Below are 19,051 nucleotides of genomic sequence, written 5' to 3'. Positions count from 1 at the left end.
AATCATTACTCCTACCATGCCACCCACCACCGACATTTCCCCACGAAATGGACTCCCCTGCCAGCCCCCTGATGCGATGACCGCGCACCTCCACCGAACGCGGCTCTCCATCCGCCATGTGCCGCGTGGCTCAGCCGCCTTGGGCCCAGACGCCTTCCCAGTGGGAGCACTTGCCGGTGACGCGGGTGGCGGTGCCCCGGCAGACCTTCGCCAAGGAGCTCAGCATGTGTCCCGCGTCGACGCGGAAGGCGCGCGGCGCCGACCGCGAGCAGTTCTTGACCGTCGCGGTGCGGTACCCGCCCTGGCCGGTCAGCCACTTGATCTTCAGCCACGAGCACGTGCGCGCGCCGCCCGCGTCGTACAGGTTCCCGGTGATCCGCAGGCCGGATTTGGTGGTGCGGATCTCGCCCTTGGCCCACCCCTTGGCGTCGGTGGAGGTCGTCGGCCCCCACGACCACTTCTCCGCCGCCGCGCTCCGCCCCTCGGCCGTCCCCTGAACCCCGGCCTGCGCCCAGGTGGCTTGAGTTGAGGTGGTCTGAGCCGAGGCGATCCCCTGGCCTGCCGCGGAGGCCGGAGCGGCGCAGAGCCCCAGGCCCAGGGTCGCGCCGGCGGTGAGCCCGAGCAGTACGTGAAGTCCGCTACGCATGTCGTTCCTTCTCTTGCGTGTGGCGATGGTCGTTGCCCATCAAGAGATAGACGGCGCCGCTTGCACCGGACTTGCCCCCACTTGCGACCGGCTGTCCCCCGCTGTTCCGGCGTCCACCTCGCACGAGCCCCCTTCCAGGAGCCGGCCGCAGAATGCCGTTCGGGCGGCCACTCGCACGAACCGGAACGCGGGGCCCCCGTGGCGGCCGGGCTCCTGCCGTCGAAGGTCAGCCGCGCTCTTCCTCGGGGTCCTCGCGCAGGACGCGGGCCGCCTCCCGGCAGCGGGCCAGGGCGGCGCGGGCGTAGGCGGGAGAGGCTCCGGCCAAGCCGCACGCCGGCGTGAGGACCACCTGCTCGGCGAGTCGCGCGGGGGTGAAGCCGAGCCGTCCCCACAGTTCCAGCGCCGGCTTGGCGACGACGCCGAGATCCGGCAGCCGGACGTCGGTGCCCGGGACCACGCCGAGGAACAGCGCCGTGCCGGCCTCGATCGCCTCGCCGATGCGGTCCTCGTCGCGGCGCCGCAGCAGGCTCGCGTCCAGGGAGATCCCCCGGGCCCCGGCGGTGCGCAGCACCTCCAGCGGCACCCCGGGCGCGCAGCAGTGCACGATCGTGAAGGTCTCGGCGGGCAGGACCACGCCCAGCCGGTCGGCGGCGACCGGGGCCTCGACGGCGGCCAGCCGCCCGAAGCCCGAGGCGGTCGGCACGGTGCCCGCGAGAACGGCCGGCAGACCGGGCTCGTCCACCTGCACCAGCACCTCGGCCCCCGGCACCCGCCTGCGGACGTCGTCCAGATGAAGCGCCAGCCCCTCGGCCAGCGACTCCGACAGATCGCGCACGGCCCCCGGGTCGGCGAGGATCTTGTCCCCGTGGCGCAGCTCCACGGCGGCCGCGAGCGTCCACGGCCCGCACACCTGGATCTTCAGGCGGCCCTCGAAGCCCACCGCGACCTCTTCCAGGGCGTCCAGGTCACGGGTCAGATGATCCCTGGCCCTGCGCATGTCGCGGCCCGGGCGGTCGGCGACGCGCCATCCGGACGGGCGGACCTCGACCGGCATGTCGACCAGCAGCGACGCCGTGCGCCCGATCATGTCGGCGCCCACGCCGCGGCCGGGCAGCTCAGGCAGGTACGGCAGGCCGGGAAGCTCGCCGAACACCATGCGCAGCGTCTCGACGTGGTCTTCGCCGGGGTGGGACCCGACGCCCGTCGCGCTCGCCGCATCCCACGGAAACTCGCTCACACCGCGCAAGCTTAGGGACTGTGCGAAGGCCGTGGACTCATCGGAGCCGAGAGATCGTCCGAAAGAGCGGTGGGCGCGCTTCCGGACCGCTGATCGGGCAGGTCCATGATGGAGGGATGAAGCTCACCAAACACGGTCACGCGTGCGTCCGCCTGGAGAAGGACGGCTCGACGCTGGTCATCGACCCCGGCGGCCTCACCGAGGAGTCGGCGCTCGACGGAGCCGACGCCGTCCTCATCACGCACGAGCACTTCGACCACCTGGACGCCAAGCGTCTGGCGGCCCTGCGCCCCGACGTGCGAATCTGGACCTGCGCCGCCGCCGCCCAGCAGCTCGAAGGGCTGAGCGCGAAGGTGAACGTCGTCGGCGAGGGCGACTCCTTCACGGCCGCCGGATTCTCGGTGGGGGTCCTCGGCCGCGAGCACGCGCGCATCGCCTTCGACATGCCCGTCGTGCAGAACGTCGGCTTTCTCGTCGACGACGAGGTCTTCCACCCCGGGGACGCCTTCACGCTGCCCGGCAGGCCCGTCGGCACCCTGCTCACCCCGACCAGCGGCCCTTGGCTGAAGGCCATGGAAATGGTGGACTACCTGCGGGAGGTCGCGCCGCAGCGGGCGTACTCCATCCACGACGGCCTCTACAACGACATCGGTCTCATGCTGGTGGACAACATCCTCTCCCGCCGGGCCCAGGCCCAGGAGGCGGACTTCCGCCGCCTCGCGACCGGCGAGAGCGTCGACCTGCCCGGCTGACCCCCGGAGGCGGTCAGCAGGACGAGGCGATGGTGGCCGAGCCGAGGACGGTGTCGCCGTCGTAGAGGACGGCCGCCTGGCCCGCGGCCACGCCGGTCGCGGGAGCGTCCAGCTCGATGTGCAGGGCGTCGCCGGACACCTGGGCGCGGCAGCCGTACACCTCGCCGTGGGCACGGAGCTGCACCTGGCAGGCCAGCGGCTCGTGCGGCGCGGCGATCGGGCCGTTCCAGACCGGGCGCTCGGCGTCGATCGAGGTGACCGCCAGCGAGGAGCGGGGGCCGACCGTCACCGTGTTGGACACCGGCTCGATCGACAGCACGTAGCGCGGGCGGCCGTCGGGCGTCGGCCGGTCGAGGTGCAGGCCCTTGCGCTGGCCGACGGTGAAGCCGTACGCGCCGGCGTGGGTGCCGAGGACGGCGCCGGACTCGTCGACGATCGGGCCGGTCTCGGCGCCGAGCCGCTCGGCCAGGAAGCCCCGGGTGTCGCCGTCGGCGATGAAGCAGATGTCGTGGCTGTCGGGCTTGTCGGCCACCGTGAGACCGCGGGCGGCGGCCTCCTCGCGGACCTCGGCCTTGGTGGAGCCGCCAAGGGGGAAGATGGCGTGCGAGAGCTGCTCGCGGGTGAGGACGGCCAGCACGTACGACTGGTCCTTGCCGGAGTCGACGCTGCGGCGCAGCACACCGTCGGACAGGCGGGCATGGTGGCCGGTCGCGACCGCGTCGAACCCGAGCGCGAGCGCGCGGTCGAGCACGGCCTCGAACTTGATCTTCTCGTTGCAGCGCAGGCACGGGTTGGGCGTGCGCCCGGCGGCGTACTCGCTGACGAAGTCCTCCACGACGTCGCGGTGGAACCGCTCGGCCATGTCCCAGACGTAGAAGGGGATGCCGATCACGTCGGCGGCGCGCCGGGCGTCCCGGGCGTCCTCCAGCGTGCAGCAGCCTCGCGCGCCGGTGCGGTAGGACTGCGGGTTGGCCGACAGAGCGAGGTGGACGCCTGTCACGTCATGGCCGGCCTCGGCGATGCGGGCGGCCGCCACCGCGGAGTCGACGCCGCCGGACATGGCGGCAAGCACACGAAGACTCATAACACCCCCGAGGTTACCCGCCCCCCGGCCCCGAACGGCTGCCGCCGCCCACTTCGCCCCCTCCGCTCGCCCGAGACCGGGTGGTGAGGCTGTCCGGATCTTGGATGAGGGCTCACGTTCGCGTTCAGGGCGTACACCTGGGAGGATCCAGGGCCATGGGACTGTTCGGGCGCAAGAAGGAGCCGGGTGGGCCTGCCGAGGCGATCGCCGGCTTCTGGGCGTGGTGGGCCGATGCGCGGCCGAAGGTCGAGACGCTGCTGGACGCGGGCGACCGCGAGGCCCTCGCCGCCGAGGTCGGCCCGGCGGTCGCCGCGCTGAGTCCCGAGCTGACGTGGGACATCACCCCGGGCCGCGCCGCGCTGCACGTGCTGATCGTCTCCTCGGGCGGCGACCCCGAGCTGCGCCCGCTGGCGCACCGCTGGGCGCTCGCCGCGCCGCCGACGGACGCGCTGTGGGAGTTCCTGCCCTCGCGCCCGGCCCGCGCGGACGCCGCCGCCCTCACCTTGGAGGTGGCCGGCCGCGAGTTCGCGCTGGGCGAGCTGGTGCTCGGGCTGCGGGTGCCCAACGGCGCCACGCGCATCGACATCGCCGCCTTCCACCCGCTGTTCCCCGACCTCGGCGACGAGACGCGCATGGAGGCCGTGCTGCTGGCCCTCGACTGGCTGCTCGGCGAAGACGAGGTCGCCCGCTGGGTGGGCGACATCACCGCCGCCACGTTCCAGCCCATCGACGCCGTGGCCGCCGTCCACCTGCCGGCCGTGGTGGCCGACCTGGCCTCGGAGTTCGAGCAGGAGCAGTGGGCCCTGCTGGAGGGCCAGACCGGCGACGGGGCACGCCTGATCGCCGCCGCCCGCCATCCTCTGCGCCCGGTCGACCATCCGCTGCTCGACCAGCACATCGCGATCACACTGCCGTACGCCGAGTCCGACGAGGATGGCCTGCCGGACGGCGGGTCGGCGGCGGCGCTCCGCGAGTTCGAGGAGCGCCTCGCGGCCCTTCTGGACCGGCTCGGCGACGCGGCCCTGCTGGTCGTGCACGTGAGCGCGCAGGGCTCCCGGGTGCTGCACGTCTACGCCGACCCCGCCGCCGAGGTCCCCGCGCAGGTCGACAAGCTCGTCTCCACCTGGCAGGAGGGCCGCCCCGACCTCGCCATCGCCGAGGACCCCGGCTGGATCGCCATCTCCCCCTTCCTGAGCTGACGCCTCGGTGGGCCCGGCCGGCGTCAGGGGGCCGGGTGGGCGCGCAGGGCCTTGGCTATCCAGTCGTGGGCGATGGTCTGCGGGTGTGGCCAGGGAGTGCCCTGGATCGTGGCGACCAGTTGCCAGTGGCGGACGGCGCGCGGGTCGTGCTCATCGTACCCGCGTGAAAGTGAGCTGCGGAACTCCGGCCCGTCGCCCGCCGCGCCGTGCAGCCCGCTCAGCAGGATGACGACCCGGGCGAGCACCGGCCCCGCCTCGGCGGACTCCGGCTCCACGCCCTTCTCCACGGCCGCCAGGACCGTCTCGGCGATCTCCTCGTTGGCCCGGCACCAGCTCTCGAACCGTTCGTCCTCGGACCGGTCGCGCCGCTCCCAGAAGCCGGTGTCGTCGCGCCGCAGGACGGCCCGGTAGTCCTCGTCCGAGAGCAGTTCGGCCAGTTCCAGCCACGCGTCGAGTTGTTCGATGGTCGGCTCGGGCGGCAGGTCGGGCACCATGGCCTCGCGCAGCCCGGTGAGCCATTGCTCGCGGGCGCGGCTGCCGCCGCCGACCTCGCCGACGAAGGCGTCCATCAGCGCCTCGCGCTCGGCGGCTCCGAGGCGGCCGAGCGTGTTGAGCCGGCGCAGGTCGGTCTCGGAGGGCTCGCCGCGCTCCAGGGTCGCCCGCAGGACGGCCCGGGTGCGCTGGAGCGCCTTGAGCTGGGTCTCCACGGTGCGGAGCTGGAGGGCGAGCACCTGACGCAGGTCGCGCTCGCCCAGGTCGCGGATCGTCGCCAGGTCGACGCCGACGTCGCGGAGGGTGCGGATGAGCTCGAGCCTGGCCAGGTCCTCCTCGCCGTACAGGCGGTACCCGGCGGCCGTGCGCTCGCGCTCGGGCAGGACACCGACGTCGGAGTAGAAGCGGATGGTCTTCACCGGCAGGCCGGACAGCCGGGCGACCTGCCCGATGGTGTAGCCGTCGTGTCGGGGCTCCATGGCTCGGCTCCATCGTGTCCTGCGGGCGGAAAATCCCGTTGAGTCTCCAGTTACTGGACACTTTACCTTTTCCGGCATGGCGAAGAACAAGATCACCAGAGTCGTGAAGATCCAGCTCAGAGCGGGTGAGGCGGGGCCGGCGACCGTCGGCAAGGACCTCGGCCCGCTGGGGATCAACCTGATGGACTTCTGCCGGCGCTACAACGCCGCGACCGAGTCCCAGCGCGGATTCGTGGTGCCCGCCGAGGTGACCGTGTACGAGGACAGGTCGTTCGACCTGGTCACCAAGATGCCCACCACCGCCTCGCTCCTGCGCAGAGCGGCGGGCCTGGACGGCGGCAGCCCCCGCCCCGGGCACCAGACCGCCGCCACCATCACCCGCGACCAGCTCCGCGAGGTAGCCCGCGTGAAGCTCCCCGACCTCAACACCACCGACCTCGACCAGGCCGAAAAGATCATCACCGGCACCGCCCGCTCCATGGGCATCCAGGTAAAGGAGTGACCGATCCACCGCCCGACCACCGGTTTCACCGAGAACATTCCCCTGGCCGCACAGCTCTCCATCGACCACACCAGCGACGAAGACGGAGTGAACATGCCGAAGAGGACGCCGGGGGACTGGACTGACCTGGAGCGAGAAGCGCACGAGGCAGGCGTCTCCCCTCCGTCATCGAGGAGGGCGCCAGGAAGCTCCTCGCCGAGGCACGTGAGCGACTGGGGCTCGGGCAGGATGATGTCACGACCGTGCCATGAGCGGAACCGTGGCCGGCATGTCCGAGATCGAGCACGGCCAGGTCACCTCCCTTACGGTCGCCGCGCGCCACGTCGAAGCGCTCGCGGTCGCCGGGTGGAGGTCACTGGGCGGGGGTGGGGCCGGGCTCGGCCGGGGCGAGGGGTCGGCGGCGGGGGACGATGGCGCCGCGCTTGCGGGCCAGGCGGATGAACAGCCAGGTCACCAGCAGGCCGGCGGCCACCGTCACCAGGCTCGCCTCGGGGCCGAAGTCGCCGCCGGTCAGCGCCGCCGGGCCCGACGTCAGACCGTCCAGCAGCCCCTCCGAGCCGGTCTTGCCCGAGACGTCGGTGCCGAAGATCCCGGCCTCGGTGTAGTTCCAGGCGAAGTGCAGGCCGATCGGCAGCCAGAGCGTGCGGGTGGCGGCGTAGGCCGCGGCGAGCATCCAGCCGGCCTCGATGCCGATGGCGAGCGCCCCCCACAGGGTGGCGTGCGGATTGATGATGTGCATCAGGCCGAAAACCAGGCCGGTCAGGACGAGGGCCCCCCAGGTGCCGAGGCGCTCCTCGATGATCCGGAACAGCACGCCCCGGAACATCACCTCCTCGGTCACGGCGGCGGCGGCCGTGACGCCGATCAGCGTCACCGCGCCGCCGACCGAACCCCAGCCGTTCACCCGGTAGCCCCCGAACAGGGCGATCAGCAGGATGACCGCCGTGAACATCGCCGCACCGATCAGCAGTCCCCGGCCGAGCGAGGCGGCGGCTCCCTCCCTGGCCACCTCCACGGGGTCGCGGTGCTCGGTCCACCGCACCACCTTCGCGTACGTCAGCAGGGCGAGCAGGGCCGTCGCGACGCCGGCGATCAGCGCGAGCACGGCGTTCCCCTGCACCGCGCCCACCAGCAGGCTGCCGAGGAAGGCCACCACCGCGACGGCTACCAGTTGCTTCAACAGACGCACGACGACTCCTTGCGGGTTTCCCGCGGCCCGGCGCCGCGCGTGCCCAGAACGCTATGGATTCGCGGCCCCGGAATCGTCACCGCCCAGTGGACACCTCCCCGTAGCTCGCACGGGGGACGAGGCGACCGGCCGTCCGTCCTCCGGCGACGCAGAGTCGCCGGAACCCTCGGAACCCTCCGTACGCCCGGGGGGCACCCGGGCGATCGGCGATCACGCCGCTCGAATTGCCGAAGTACCTGCTTCCGCGCGTACTAGATCGATAAGATCGCGCAAAAGTTACTAAAGGTACTCGGGGGACGAAAGTGGCGCTCAGTCGGCGTGAAGTGTTCAAGGTGGGCGCCGGGCTGATGCCCGCGATCGCGCTGTCCGGATCGCCGGCGTACGCGGCGGGCGCGCCCACCATGACGGCCACGGGGACCGCGCCCTCGCAGTTGGCCGCCCTCGACACCGTGATGAAGACCTACATCAAAGAGCGGAACATCCCCTGCGCCCAGCTCGCCGCGGTCAAGAACGGCAAGCTCGTCCTGGCCCGGGGATACCGCTACAGCAGCGACACGGCCGTCCCTGCCGTGCAGCCGACCTCGCTGTTCCGGATCGCGAGCCTCAGCAAGAACATCACCGCCGCGGCGGTCCTGCGGCTGGCCCAGGACGGCAAGGTGTCGCTCGGAGCGAAGGTGTCCGACCTGCTCGGCCTGCCGACCACGACCGACCCGCGGCTGAAGAACGTCACCCTGTGGCGCCTGATGCAGCACACCGGCGGCTGGGACCGCGACATCTCCGGCGACTACCTGATGGCCGATCGGACCATCGCCGCCAAGCTCGGCATGCCGCTACCGGTCGGCAAGAGCGACATCGTCGCCTACGCCGGCGGCCGGCCGCTGGACTTCGCCCCGGGCGCCCGGATGGCCTACAGCAACTACGGCTACCTGCTGCTCGGCCTGGTCGTCGAGAAGGTGTCGGGGCAGAGCTACGAGTCGTACGTGAAGCAGAAGCTGCTCGCCCCCGCCGGCGTCACCCGGATGCGGCTCGGCCGCGGCCTGAGGTCGCAGGCCGCGGCGGGCGAGGTGCCGTACTACTCGCAGTACACCTCCAAGACCGTCCTGGACGACTCGGGAGCCGTCGTGCCCGCGCCGTACGGCGGCTTCAACATGGGAAACCACGCCGCCAACGGCGGCTGGCTGGCCTCGGCGGTCGACCTGGTCAGGTGGGCCCGGGTCTTCGACGCCGCCGGGCCGGTGCTGAACGCCACCTCCATCAGCCGGGCGTTCGCCAAGCCGGAGATCGGCGTCAGCGCGGACGGCTCCTGGTACGGGTGCGGCTGGTACGTGCGCCAGGTGACGGGCCACCTCAACACCTGGCACAACGGCAGCCTGCCCGGCACCTACACCTACCTGGCCCGGCTGCAGCAGGGCTTCACCTACGCCGCCGTCTTCGACCAGCGCGAGGAGACCGGCACTCCGGACTACGACGTGCTCAGTTCCCGGATGAACACCGCCTGGAACGGCGTCAGCACGTGGCCGACCGGCGACCTGTTCCCCAAGTACCTCTGACCCGGGCGGCACCGGCGCTCGCTCGCCGCGCCGGAGCTTCTCGGGCGATGACTTCCCCCGCAATACGAGCTGGAACGACGCCCGGCTCGGTGGCAGACGAACCACACCGGGCTCCCTAGCCGCCGTCCGGCGTTCCCGTCGCCCATCCCCGCACCGACTCTCCTGAGGTCGCAATCATGAAAAAGCTCTACTACGCGGCACACACCTACATGATCCTCGGCGTGGTCAGCGGTCTGTACTACCGCGAACTCACGAAGATGAACGACTTCACGGGCGACACCCAACTCGGGGTGGTGCACACCCACCTGCTCGCCCTCGGAATGCTCTTCTACCTCCTCGTGCTGGCGCTTGAGAAGTTGTTCACCCTGTCGGCGAGCAAGCTCTTCAACTGGTCCTTCTGGGTCTACAACGCGGGTCTCGCGCTGACCGTCCTCATGATGATCATCCACGGCACCCAGACGGTCCTCGGCGCCAAGACCAGCGCGGCGATCTCCGGCATCGCCGGACTGGGGCACATCGTGCTGACCGTGGGCCTGATCCTCTTCTTCGTCAACCTGGGCAAGCGGATCCCCGCGACGAGCGGCACGAGCTGATCACCCGCCCGGGCGGCGTACAGCCCCGGGCGGGCGGACGGACCGGCAGGAAGTGTCAGGTCAGGCCGGCGCGGCGGGCGCGTTCGACGGCGGGGGCGATGACCTGGGCCAGCTCTTCCACGTCGGCGGCCGTGGAGGTGTGGCCGAGGGAGAAGCGCAGCGAACCGCGCGCCCGTACGGCGCCGGCGCCCATGGCGAGCAGCACGTGGGAGGGCTGGGCGACCCCGGCGGAGCAGGCCGAGCCGGTCGAGCACTCGACTCCCTTGGCGTCCAGCAGCATCAGCAGCGCGTCGCCCTCGCACCCCGGGAAGGAGAAGTGGGCGTTGCCCGGCAGGCGCTCGTCGGGATGCCCGTTGAGCACCACGTCCGGCACCGCCGCGCGGACGCGGGCGATCAGCTCGTCGCGCAGGGCGCGCAGCCGGGCGGCCTCGGCCTCCCGCCGCTCGACGGCGACCCGCACGGCGGTCGCGAAACCGGTGATCGAGGCGGCGTCCAGCGTGCCGGAACGGACGTCGCGCTCCTGGCCACCACCGTGGAGCACGGGAACCGGGTCCACACCGCGGGCGAGCAGCAGGGCGCCGGAGCCGACCGGGCCGCCGACCTTGTGCCCCGAGATGGTCATCGCGTCCACGCCGGACGCGGAGAACGACACCGGCAACTGCCCCACGGCCTGCACGGCGTCGGTGTGGAACGGGATGCCGTACTCGTGGGCGATCGCCGCCAGTTCCTGGATCGGCTGGACGGTGCCGACCTCGTTGTTGGCCCACATCACGCTGACCAGGGCCACCCGTTCGGGAGCCTCCTCGATGGCGGCGCGCAGCGTCTCAGGGTGAACGCGGCCGTACTCGTCGACCGCGAGCGGCTCCACGGAGGCGCCCTGGTGCTCGGCCAGCCAGTGGGCGGGGTCCAGGGCGGCGTGGTGCTCGACGGCGCTGATCAGCAGGCGGTCGGCCCCGTGGGAGGCGCGGCGCGCCCAGAACAGGCCCTTGATGGCGAGGTTGTCGGCCTCGGTGCCCCCGGAGGTGAACACGACCTCGCTGGGCCGCGCGCCGAGCGCGCCGGCGATGGCCTCGCGCGACTCCTCGACGACCCTGCGGGTGCGGCGGCCCGCCGCGTGGAGGGACGAGGCGTTGCCGACGCGGGCGAGCTGCGCCGTCATCGCATCGACGGCCTCAGGAAGCATCGGCGTGGTCGCCGCGTGGTCTAGGTAAGCCATGGCGTACTCCAGCGTAACCCAGTTCGCGCACTGTACCGTCCAGCCGGTATAGTTACGGGCGTGCGGAAAGACGAGCTTTTGAACGCGGCGGAAGACCTGCTGGCCGACCAGGGGGCCGGGTGCCTCACGCTGTCGGCCGTGGCAGAGCGGGCCGGCGTGAGCAAGGGCGGTCTTCTGTACCATTTCGCCACCAAAGAAGCCCTGATCAAGGCCCTGATCGAGCGCCTCATCGCCGATTTCGACGAACTGGTCGCCGCCCAGGGCCAGGCCTCCTACACCCGGTCCTACCTGGCGGCCACCCTGGCGGCCATCCGCACCGGGCGCCTGCGGCGCTGGGCGGTGGTCACCGGCGCCGCCGGCGACCCGCAGTTGCTAGCCCCGCTGCGCGAGGCCATGTGCCGCTGGCACCGCGAGGGCATGCAGACCGAGGCAGACCCGATGGCGGCGCAGATCGTCCGCCTCACCTGCGAAGGGCTGTGGGACGTGGCGACCCACGACCCCGGCATCTACGACGAGGCCCAGTACGAGGAACTGCACCGGCGCCTGCTGGCCCTGCTGTCGCCCTTATGATCGGGCCACGCCGCTCGCGACACGCGCAGAAGCCCGTCAGCCTGTGAGCCTGTGAGGGCCCGTCAGCCTGTGAGCCTGTGAGGGGCCCGTCAGCCTGTAAGCGCCCTTCCCGGCCGACCGCCGGACAGGGCTTTTCAGCGGGCGCGTCCCCCTGCCTTCGGTCCGCATCCGGCGGTCCCCCGCCCAGCGGCATGAGAGCCCCCACCACCCGCCGGCCCGCCGGCGACCGCCCGGCCGGCGCGCCTGACCGGCCGGCACCCGGTTCGGCCGGCACGCTCCTCATCGGACATCCGCTGCTCACGCGCTCCTCATCGGGCATCCGCTGCTCACGCGCTCCTAATCGGGCATCCGCTGCTCACCGCGCTCGTCATCGGGCATCCGTTGATCACCGCGCTCGTTATCGGCATCTGCTGATCACTGTGCGGTGACCCCACGCCATCCAATCGGTCACCGCGCCCTGACCTGCCGCCATCCGTTCGGTCGCCCGCGCGCTCCAGCTCGCCGCATCCCCTCGATCGTGGACGTCCGTCCTACCCGGCCTCCTGCCCCCCCGGCGTCGACCGCCGCGCCCGGGGCCGCGACCGGCGCTCGTCCGCGCGCCCCGTCCACACCTGTGGACACCAACGTGAAAGGAACTTGTGTTGACCCCCGTTCTGAGGGTGGCCCGCGTGCGGGCGATCCTCACCTTCGTCCTGGCCGGCCTGATGTGCGGCACGTTCACCGTGCGCATCCCCGCGCTGGCCGAGAAACTCGGCATATCCGAGGCCTCGGTCGGCGTCGCCCTCCTCGCATGGGGGCTCGGAGCCCTGGTGACCATGCAGTCCATGCGGGGCGTGATGGCACGGGTGGGCAGCCGTGCCGTCCTGCGGGCCGGAGCCCCGCTCACCGCGGCGACGCTCGCCGGGGTGGCCTTCGCGCCCTCCCTGCCGTGGCTGGTCGCCGCGACCGCGCTGTTCGGCATGGCCTTCGGCGCGGTGGACGTCGCGATGAACGCGCAGGGCTCCGCGGTCGAGCAGGCGTACGGGCGCCCGCTGATGAACGGCATGCATGCCGGATGGTGCGTGGGCGCCGGGTCGGCCGGCCTGCTCGGCACCCTCGCGATCTTCTTCGGGGTTTCCTTCACCGCCAACCTGCTCGCGGTGGCGATCGTCTCGGCGCCGATGGCCTACCTGCTCAGCCGCGGCTTCCTCCCGGACGGAGCCGTCCCGGCGGACCGGCAGGCCCCCGCCAAGTCCACCGCCGCCCGGAGCTCCACGCCCTCCGCCGACTCCCAGAGCTCCGCACGCTCCGCCGACCCTCAGAGCTCCACGCGCCCCGCCGACTCCCAGGGCTCCGCCGCCTCCGGCCGTGGCAGGGCGGCCCGGACGCGGATGCCCCGAGTGGTCTACCTGCTCGGTGCGATCGCGTTCGGCGCGTTCATGGTCGAGGGCGCGGTCGCCGACTGGAACGGACTGTTCCTGCGGAACGTCATCGGCGCGCCCGAGGCCGTCGCCGCCCTCGGCTACCCGATCTTCGAGGCGGGCATGCTGATCGCCCGGCTCATCGGCGACCGGCTGCGTGCGGGCCTCGGCGCCCGCCGGCTGATCGCCGCCTCCGGCCTCGGCACGGCCGCCGCCTTCACGGTGGTGATCACGACCTCCTCACCGGTGGTCGCCGTCGCCGGGATGGCACTCGTGGGGATCAGCGTCGCCGCGATCTCCCCGATCGCGCTCTCGCTCGCGGGCACCGCCACTCCCACCCCCGGCCCGGCGATCGCCCAGACCGGCGCGATGGGGTACGCCGGCCTGCTCCTCGGCCCGGTCGTGATCGGCTTCCTGTCCCACGCCATGACACTGCGCTTCGCCCTCGGCGTCGCCGCCGTCCTCGGCGTCTCGATCGCGGTGGCGGCCCGCTTCCTGCCCCGCACCCGCTCCCTCCGGGACGCCACCACCACCGCCGAGCCCCGGCCCTCCCCCCTGCGCGCCGCGGCCCTCAAGCGCACCCCCGAACCCGAGCCCCTGGACCTGGTCGCCTGACACCGAACGTCCACCGCCCTCTCAGAACCACAAGGGCGGTGGGCGTCAGGTCCGGCCATGTCAGCGAACCGGAGTCGCAGCCCCGCCGCGCCGTGAGCCTTGCCGGCCCGCGCTACAAGCTCGCACGGACCCGGAGCCGCGTACAGCCGGAAATCCGATTCGGGTAAGGAACTATCGGCGATACTTCCTATTTACCTTATTTCGGATCTGCAATTTCCGGGTGACGCCGGGTTTACCAGAAGCAGAACGTGTACGATCCTCGCGATGCCGATGTCGACCGCGGGTAAATGCCGCACCTCAGGGTCAACTCTGTCGCGACGGAGATCGTCTTGGTAGACCAAACGTCATTGTTCGCCCCCGATCTCCGGAGTCGTCCGACCAAGCCGCCGGGCAGCGAATACCAGCGCATGCGGGTGCTCATCACCGTGAAGGCCGCCCCGAACCCGTCGGAAACGTACGGAGAGACCGTATGCGTCGCCGCATTACGTCTTGATCTAGATCAACCAGGCTGGATCAGGCTTTATCCCATCAATTATCGCGACCTGGACGACAGCCGAAAGTTCAACAAGTACGACATAGTCACGTTGCAGGCCAAGCCCAGCCCCAATGATCCTGCAGCGTCGCCTGAAGGGTCGTGACGATGACACGGTCAAGCGGGCCATCCAGGAGAAGTTCTGGGACATGATGTGCGCCCCTGACCGCGACACCATCTTCTATGTAGGCAACCAGCAGGCGCACCCGCAGAGCTTCATCGTGCTGGGTGTCGTCTACCCGCGGAGGCTCACGCGGAAAGGGGGTAGGTGAACCGCTCACCGAGGGCCGACAGTACGAGATCTCGGTGGCAACGGCGCTGGTCGGCTTCGAAGCACATCACTGCGACACGCCGCAGACGGCATGCCTCGACGATGCGTTCCAAGCACTCCTGCGTTTCCGGGGTCGAAAGCCCGGCCGAGTAGACATCGCGGGCGGTGCTCAGCTCGCCGGGGCTGCCGCCGAACCCCGCCCTGTTCCATTTCGGATTGCCCAGGTGCCGCATGTGTTCGTAGCCGATGCCGGCTTCGGTGAGGGCTTCGCCCAGGGCGGTCTTGCTGAACCCTCGCTTACGGGAGATGGGCGTCAGGCGGACGTCGACCAGCAGCTCCACGCCTTCGCGACGCAGCATCTCGATGAACTCAGAAAGATCGCGGCCTTCGTATCCCACGCCGATCGCCCGCGCGCTCTGTTCCATCACCGGCATGATCTCAAGCCTTCCATACAACGCCCATCACTGTTCGATGGACTCGCCGGGAGGGTACGGAAGGGCGCCGTCCTCTCGGCCGATGGACGAGGGGACGGCGCCCGGGGTCGGTGGGGGGGTTACTTGCGCTTGTCGACTTCTTCGGTGAGTTGGGGGACGATCTGGTGCAGGTCGCCCACAACACCGAAGTCGGCCAGCTCGAAGATCGGGGCCTCGGGGTCCTTGTTGATCGCGACGATGGTCTTTGCGGTCTGCATGCCGGCCCGGTGCTGGATGGCGCCGGAGATGCCCGCCGCGATGTAGAGCTGCGGGGCGACCGTCTTGCCCGTCTGCCCGACCTGGAACTGGTGCGGGTACCACCCGGCGTCGGTCGCGGCGCGCGAGGCGCCGACGGCGGCGCCGAGGGCGTCGGCCAGCTTCTCGATGACCGCGAAGTTCTCGGCCGAGCCGACGCCGCGTCCGCCGGAGACCACGATGGCGGCCTCGGTGAGCTCGGGGCGGGCGCCCTTCTCCTGCTTGACCCGCTCGACGACCTTGGCGGCCTTGTCGGCCTCCGACAGCGTCACCGTGACCTGCTCCTCGGCCGCCGCTCCCGTGGAAGCCTCGGGAGTGGTGGCGTTGGGGCGCACCGCGAAGATCGGGGTGCCCTTGGTGACCCGGGAGTGGACGTTGACGCCGCCGCCGAAGATGGACTGCTCGGCGACCGGGCCGTCGACGAGGCCGACCGCGTCGGTGATGATGCCGGAGTCGGTGCGGATCGCCAGGCGGCCCGCCACCTCCTTGCCCTCGGCCGTGGCGGCCACCAGCACCGCCGCCGGGGAGGCGGAGGAGACGAGCTGGGCGAGCAGCGCCGTCTTGGGGGCCACGACGTGGTCGGACACCTCCGCGGAGTCGGCGATGTAGACCTTGTCGGCGCCGTACTCGGCCAGCCGCGCCTTGGCGTCGGCGGAGTAGCCGGGGCCGGCCCAGACCGCCGACGGCGAGCCGAGCGTGCGCGCGAGCGTCAGCAGTTCGAGGGTGACTTTCTTGACCTCACCCTCGACGTGCTCGACGAGAACCAGAATCTCAGCCATCGACCCGCCCCTCAGATGAACTTCTTCGACGCGAGGAAGTCGGCGGCCTTGGAGCCGCCGTCGCCCTCGTCCTTGACGATGGTGCCGGCCGCGCGCGGCGGGGCCGCGGAGAAGTCCGCCACCTCGCTCCAGGCGGCGGCGAGGCCGACCTGGGCGGGGTCGATCTCGGCGTCGGCGACGCCGAAGGTCTGCACCGGCTTCTTCTTCGCGGCCATGATGCCCTTGAAGGACGGGTACCGCGGCTCGTTGATCTTCTCGACGACCGAGACGACGGCGGGCAGCGAGGCCTGCACCTTGTCGTAGCCGTAGTCGGTGACGCGCTCGATGGTGACCGCGGAGCCCTCGACGTCGACCTTGCGGGCGAAGGTGAGCTGCGGCGCGCCGAGGCGCTCGGCCAGCATGGCGGCCAGCACGCCCATGCGCGCGTCGGTGGACTCCGAGCCGAGGATGACCAGGTCGAACCCGATCTTCTTCAGCGTCTGGGCCAGGGCGTAGGAGGTGGACAGCGCGTCCGAGCCGTGCAGCGCGTCGTCGACCAGGTGGACGGCCTTGTCGGCGCCCATGGCCAGGGCCTTGCGGATGGTGTCGGAGGCCTTGGCGGGCCCCATGGTGAGCACCGTCACCTCGCCGCCGTGCGCCTCCTTGATCTTGAGGGCCTCTTCGACGGCATACTCGCACAGCTCGTTGATGACCCCATCGGCGGCGTCACGGTCGAGCGTGTTGTCCTTGTCACTCAGCTTGCGCTCGGTCGCCGTGTCGGGGACCTGCTTCACGCAGACGACGATGTTCATGGCCGGTGGCCGACCTCCCGTTTCACGAGGCGCCACCGCATCGCTGGGCTGGCGCCGATTGATCGGCACGTGCGCGCGGGGGTACGCACACGTCGTACGCGCCGCTCCGGTGACGGGCACCGGAGCCGCGATCAGATTGTCATGCTCCCGGGAACGCCGTGACGCCGGGTGGGCCAGGACGATCTCCGTGTCGGAAGCGCATCCCTTTCCTCCCTCAATGTACCCGCAAGTAGTTACTCGTCAGTAGCTTAGCCGCGTACCCGCAGCGTACGACACCTGGGGGCCCGCACGACGAGGCCTTCCCACCCTACCGAACTATATTCCAGTGCATTGTCCGACCCGCCCCGCGCGACGCGTCCACCGACGCCGGGACGTCCCGGGCCGATCACACGGTCCGCGGGACCGGCGCCCCCCTCGGGCGATCATCCGGCGAAGGCCACCGTCAGCAGGACGAACAGCACGGTGCCCAGGGCCAGCAGCAGCGTGAACGGGCTGAACAGCGCGATCAGCGCCGCGTACAACCCGGCGGTGCCGGCCCCGCTGACCAGGGCGAACACCACGCGCCCTCGCGCCCTGGACACCGCGCCGGCGCCCGCGTCGACCAGCACGCCGACGCCGTAGGCCGAAAGGACCAGCAGCGACAGCTCGGGGACGTACTGGTGGGCGGCCGCGGCGACCAGCCCGGACACGACGCCCGACCCGGCCACCCACCGCCGGCGCACCTTGTCGCGGTGGCGCGTCCGCGCGTCGTCCACCTGACCGGCCGTCTCGCGGCTGCGCGGCCGCCACTCCTGCGTCGGCGGCTCCGGGGCCGCCGCGCGGCGCGGCCGCTCCGCCGGTAACGGCGGCGGGGCCGCGACGCCCAGCCTGGCGCACAGCTCGGCGGCCTCCGGGCGTGCGGAGGGGTCGCGCCGCAGGCATTCCCGCAGCAGCGGCACCAGCCAGGCCGGCGCTTCGGCGAGGTCGGGGTCGTGGTGCACGACGCGGTAGGCCACCGCCGGCGGCGGCCCGGTCCCGTACGGCTGGCGCCCCGAGGCGGCGTAGGCGACCGTGGCCCCCCAGGCGAAGACGTCGGCCGCGGGCCCGGCCTCCCCACCCTCCAGGACCTCCGGCGCCAGGTACCCGGGAGTGCCGAGCACGGCCCCCGACGCCGTCACCGACGCCGAGTCCAGCGCGCAGGCGATGCCGAAGTCGATGACGTGCGGCTCGCCGTCGGCCAGGATGACGTTCGCCGGTTTCAGGTCGCGGTGCACGACCCCGGCGGCGTGGACGGCCGCCAGCGCCTCGGCCAGCCCCCGCGCCAGCCGCGTCAGCTCCTCACCGCGCAGCGGCCCGCCCGCGGCGAGCACGGCGCCGAGCGACCTGCCCTGCACGTACCGGGTGACCAGGTAGGGGCGCGATCCGGTGAGATCGGCGTCCAGCACCTCCGCCAGGTGCGGCCCGCGCACCAGGCGCATGGTCTCCACCTCGCGGGCCAGCCGCGCCAGGGCCTGCTCGTCGGCCGCCACGTGCGGGTGGAGCACCTTGACCGCCACTGTGCGGCCCTCGGGGTCCAGCGCCAGATGGACCTCGCCGAACCCGCCCGCGCCCAGGCGCGACAGCAGGTGGTACGGCCCCAGCCGACCAGCGGTGCTCATGCCACTCCTTCCGGCCGGCCCGGCCCGTCGTCGCCCCCGGCGCGGTCACCTGCCCCAGAAGGCCAGGAACCCCAGGCCGAGGTCGTTCATCAGGTCCTTGACCAGACCGCCGATGAGGCCGGTGGCGGTGCTCCTGGCCTGTTCGCTGAGCGCGTCGATGGCGTGCGAGGGCGCCTGCCACGGGATCCACGAGGGGACGGCGGACATCGCGGCCACCACGGTGAAGAACGCCAGCGTGCCCACGATGATCGTCGCGACCATGCCCGCGCCCGGGCTGCGGATGGCGGCGGTCAGCGTGCGGGCGACGGCCTTGCGGGGCTTGCCGCCGCCCGGCAGCAGGAACAGGCCGCCGACGAAGGCCGCCGCTCCGTAGGAGGCGGCGGTGTCGGTGCCCATGCCGCCCGCGAAGTGCAGCCCGCCCCAGACGCACAGGGCGAACATCACCGTCAGCGGCGTGACCAGCACCGTGGTCAGAGTGGCGCGGATCAGCGCCCACGGCGTGCCGAGCACGGCGAGCAGCGGGTCGCTGGCCGAGCCGCCCCGGATGGATCGGCGCTCGGCCAGGTCGCTCCAGAGGTGCTCGCCGACCCGCAGGCAGAGCACCACGACGACCATGAAGACGCACATCAGGACGGGCAGCAGGCGCGCGCCGGCCACGGCCACGGCCAGCAGCAGGGCGGCGAGCACGGGATGCCCGGCCCGGTAGGGCGGGCGCTCGGGGCGCCGCTCGTCGCCGCGCGGGCCGGCCTCCGGACCGTACGGGCCGGGGCCCTGCGCGGGCGGGTACGC

At 71.9% G+C, this 19,051-nt stretch carries 18 protein-coding genes and 1 pseudogene; 8 read left to right on the top strand and 11 right to left on the bottom strand.

The window, feature by feature from the left end; translation table 11 throughout:
- Window positions 1-130: 130 nt before the first annotated feature.
- Both ABZU32_RS22685 and ABZU32_RS22680 read right to left on the bottom strand, forming a co-directional pair.
- Complete coding sequence (locus ABZU32_RS22685; protein ID WP_354924817.1) at window positions 131-646, bottom strand: hypothetical protein; 516 nt, start codon at window positions 644-646, stop codon at window positions 131-133.
- Between the two features lie 226 nt (window positions 647-872).
- On the bottom strand, window positions 873-1,883 hold the full coding sequence (locus ABZU32_RS22680; protein WP_354924815.1) for a methionine synthase: 1,011 nt from the start codon (window positions 1,881-1,883) through the stop codon (window positions 873-875).
- A 116-nt stretch (window positions 1,884-1,999) separates the two neighbouring features.
- Between ABZU32_RS22680 and ABZU32_RS22675 the strand changes: the two genes are divergently transcribed.
- Window positions 2,000-2,635 carry an MBL fold metallo-hydrolase gene (locus ABZU32_RS22675; protein ID WP_354924813.1) on the top strand — a complete coding sequence of 212 codons (636 nt, stop codon included), beginning with the start codon at window positions 2,000-2,002 and terminating at the stop codon, window positions 2,633-2,635.
- A gap of 13 nt (window positions 2,636-2,648) precedes the next feature.
- On the opposite strand, the gene mnmA is transcribed toward ABZU32_RS22675, so the two are convergent.
- The gene (mnmA, locus tag ABZU32_RS22670; protein ID WP_354847263.1) at window positions 2,649-3,719 is read right to left on the bottom strand and encodes a tRNA 2-thiouridine(34) synthase MnmA; all 1,071 of its coding nucleotides are present in this window, start codon (window positions 3,717-3,719) and stop codon (window positions 2,649-2,651) included.
- A 155-nt stretch (window positions 3,720-3,874) separates the two neighbouring features.
- On the opposite strand from mnmA, the gene ABZU32_RS22665 reads away from it, so the two are divergent.
- The gene (locus tag ABZU32_RS22665) at window positions 3,875-4,918 is read left to right on the top strand and encodes a DUF695 domain-containing protein (RefSeq protein WP_354924811.1); all 1,044 of its coding nucleotides are present in this window, start codon (window positions 3,875-3,877) and stop codon (window positions 4,916-4,918) included.
- 23 nt (window positions 4,919-4,941) lie between these two features.
- On the opposite strand, the gene ABZU32_RS22660 is transcribed toward ABZU32_RS22665, so the two are convergent.
- Window positions 4,942-5,889, bottom strand: coding sequence for a MerR family transcriptional regulator (locus ABZU32_RS22660; RefSeq protein ID WP_354924809.1), 948 nt, complete (start codon window positions 5,887-5,889; stop codon window positions 4,942-4,944).
- A gap of 76 nt (window positions 5,890-5,965) precedes the next feature.
- Between ABZU32_RS22660 and rplK the strand changes: the two genes are divergently transcribed.
- Window positions 5,966-6,391 (top strand): 50S ribosomal protein L11, encoded by a 426-nt coding sequence (gene rplK, locus ABZU32_RS22655; RefSeq protein ID WP_354847255.1) that lies wholly within the window; start codon window positions 5,966-5,968, stop codon window positions 6,389-6,391.
- 352 nt (window positions 6,392-6,743) lie between these two features.
- On the opposite strand, the gene ABZU32_RS22650 is transcribed toward rplK, so the two are convergent.
- Window positions 6,744-7,580 carry a type II CAAX endopeptidase family protein gene (locus ABZU32_RS22650; protein ID WP_354924807.1) on the bottom strand — a complete coding sequence of 279 codons (837 nt, stop codon included), beginning with the start codon at window positions 7,578-7,580 and terminating at the stop codon, window positions 6,744-6,746.
- 323 nt (window positions 7,581-7,903) lie between these two features.
- On the opposite strand from ABZU32_RS22650, the gene ABZU32_RS22645 reads away from it, so the two are divergent.
- Window positions 7,904-9,130: a serine hydrolase domain-containing protein gene (locus tag ABZU32_RS22645; protein WP_354924806.1), complete on the top strand. Its 1,227-nt coding sequence runs from the start codon at window positions 7,904-7,906 to the stop codon at window positions 9,128-9,130.
- A 176-nt stretch (window positions 9,131-9,306) separates the two neighbouring features.
- Window positions 9,307-9,723, top strand: a complete 417-nt coding sequence (locus ABZU32_RS22640) for a DUF2871 domain-containing protein (protein WP_354924804.1) — start codon at window positions 9,307-9,309, stop codon at window positions 9,721-9,723.
- A 55-nt stretch (window positions 9,724-9,778) separates the two neighbouring features.
- Here the strand turns inward: ABZU32_RS22640 and ABZU32_RS22635 are convergent, their stop codons facing one another.
- Window positions 9,779-10,939 carry a cysteine desulfurase family protein gene (locus ABZU32_RS22635; protein WP_354924802.1) on the bottom strand — a complete coding sequence of 387 codons (1,161 nt, stop codon included), beginning with the start codon at window positions 10,937-10,939 and terminating at the stop codon, window positions 9,779-9,781.
- A 60-nt stretch (window positions 10,940-10,999) separates the two neighbouring features.
- Here ABZU32_RS22635 and ABZU32_RS22630 point away from each other — a divergent pair, with 60 nt between their 5' ends.
- The 3 genes from ABZU32_RS22630 (at window position 11,000) to ABZU32_RS22620 (ending at window position 14,162) form a co-directional block, all read left to right on the top strand.
- Entirely contained in the window at window positions 11,000-11,509 is a 510-nt protein-coding gene (locus tag ABZU32_RS22630) for a TetR/AcrR family transcriptional regulator (protein WP_354847239.1), read from the top strand.
- Between the two features lie 641 nt (window positions 11,510-12,150).
- Window positions 12,151-13,524, top strand: a complete 1,374-nt coding sequence (locus ABZU32_RS22625) for an MFS transporter (protein WP_354924800.1) — start codon at window positions 12,151-12,153, stop codon at window positions 13,522-13,524.
- 287 nt (window positions 13,525-13,811) lie between these two features.
- Window positions 13,812-14,162 carry a hypothetical protein gene (locus tag ABZU32_RS22620; protein WP_354924798.1) on the top strand — a complete coding sequence of 117 codons (351 nt, stop codon included), beginning with the start codon at window positions 13,812-13,814 and terminating at the stop codon, window positions 14,160-14,162.
- Between the two features lie 143 nt (window positions 14,163-14,305).
- Here the strand turns inward: ABZU32_RS22620 and ABZU32_RS22615 are convergent, their stop codons facing one another.
- The 5 genes and pseudogenes from ABZU32_RS22615 to ABZU32_RS22595 all read right to left on the bottom strand — a co-directional run.
- Window positions 14,306-14,761, bottom strand: a complete 456-nt coding sequence (locus tag ABZU32_RS22615) for a DUF488 domain-containing protein (RefSeq protein WP_354924796.1) — start codon at window positions 14,759-14,761, stop codon at window positions 14,306-14,308.
- Window positions 14,762-14,880: 119 nt separating this feature from the next.
- Window positions 14,881-15,834: an electron transfer flavoprotein subunit alpha/FixB family protein gene (locus ABZU32_RS22610; RefSeq protein WP_354924795.1), complete on the bottom strand. Its 954-nt coding sequence runs from the start codon at window positions 15,832-15,834 to the stop codon at window positions 14,881-14,883.
- Between the two features lie 11 nt (window positions 15,835-15,845).
- Window positions 15,846-16,625 (bottom strand): electron transfer flavoprotein subunit beta/FixA family protein, encoded by a 780-nt coding sequence (locus ABZU32_RS22605; RefSeq protein WP_354924793.1) that lies wholly within the window; start codon window positions 16,623-16,625, stop codon window positions 15,846-15,848.
- Window positions 16,626-17,047: 422 nt separating this feature from the next.
- Window positions 17,048-18,262 (bottom strand): serine/threonine-protein kinase, encoded by a 1,215-nt coding sequence (locus ABZU32_RS22600; protein ID WP_354924791.1) that lies wholly within the window; start codon window positions 18,260-18,262, stop codon window positions 17,048-17,050.
- Between the two features lie 45 nt (window positions 18,263-18,307).
- Window positions 18,308-19,051 (bottom strand): annotated as a pseudogene (locus ABZU32_RS22595) (serine/threonine protein kinase); the annotation flags it as partial.

The sequence above is a fragment of the Sphaerisporangium sp. NPDC005288 genome (assembly GCF_040607475.1).
In the GTDB taxonomy this organism is placed as follows: Bacteria; Actinomycetota; Actinomycetes; order Streptosporangiales; family Streptosporangiaceae; genus Sphaerisporangium; species Sphaerisporangium rhizosphaerae.
This window is presented reverse-complemented; position numbering and strand designations above follow the sequence as displayed.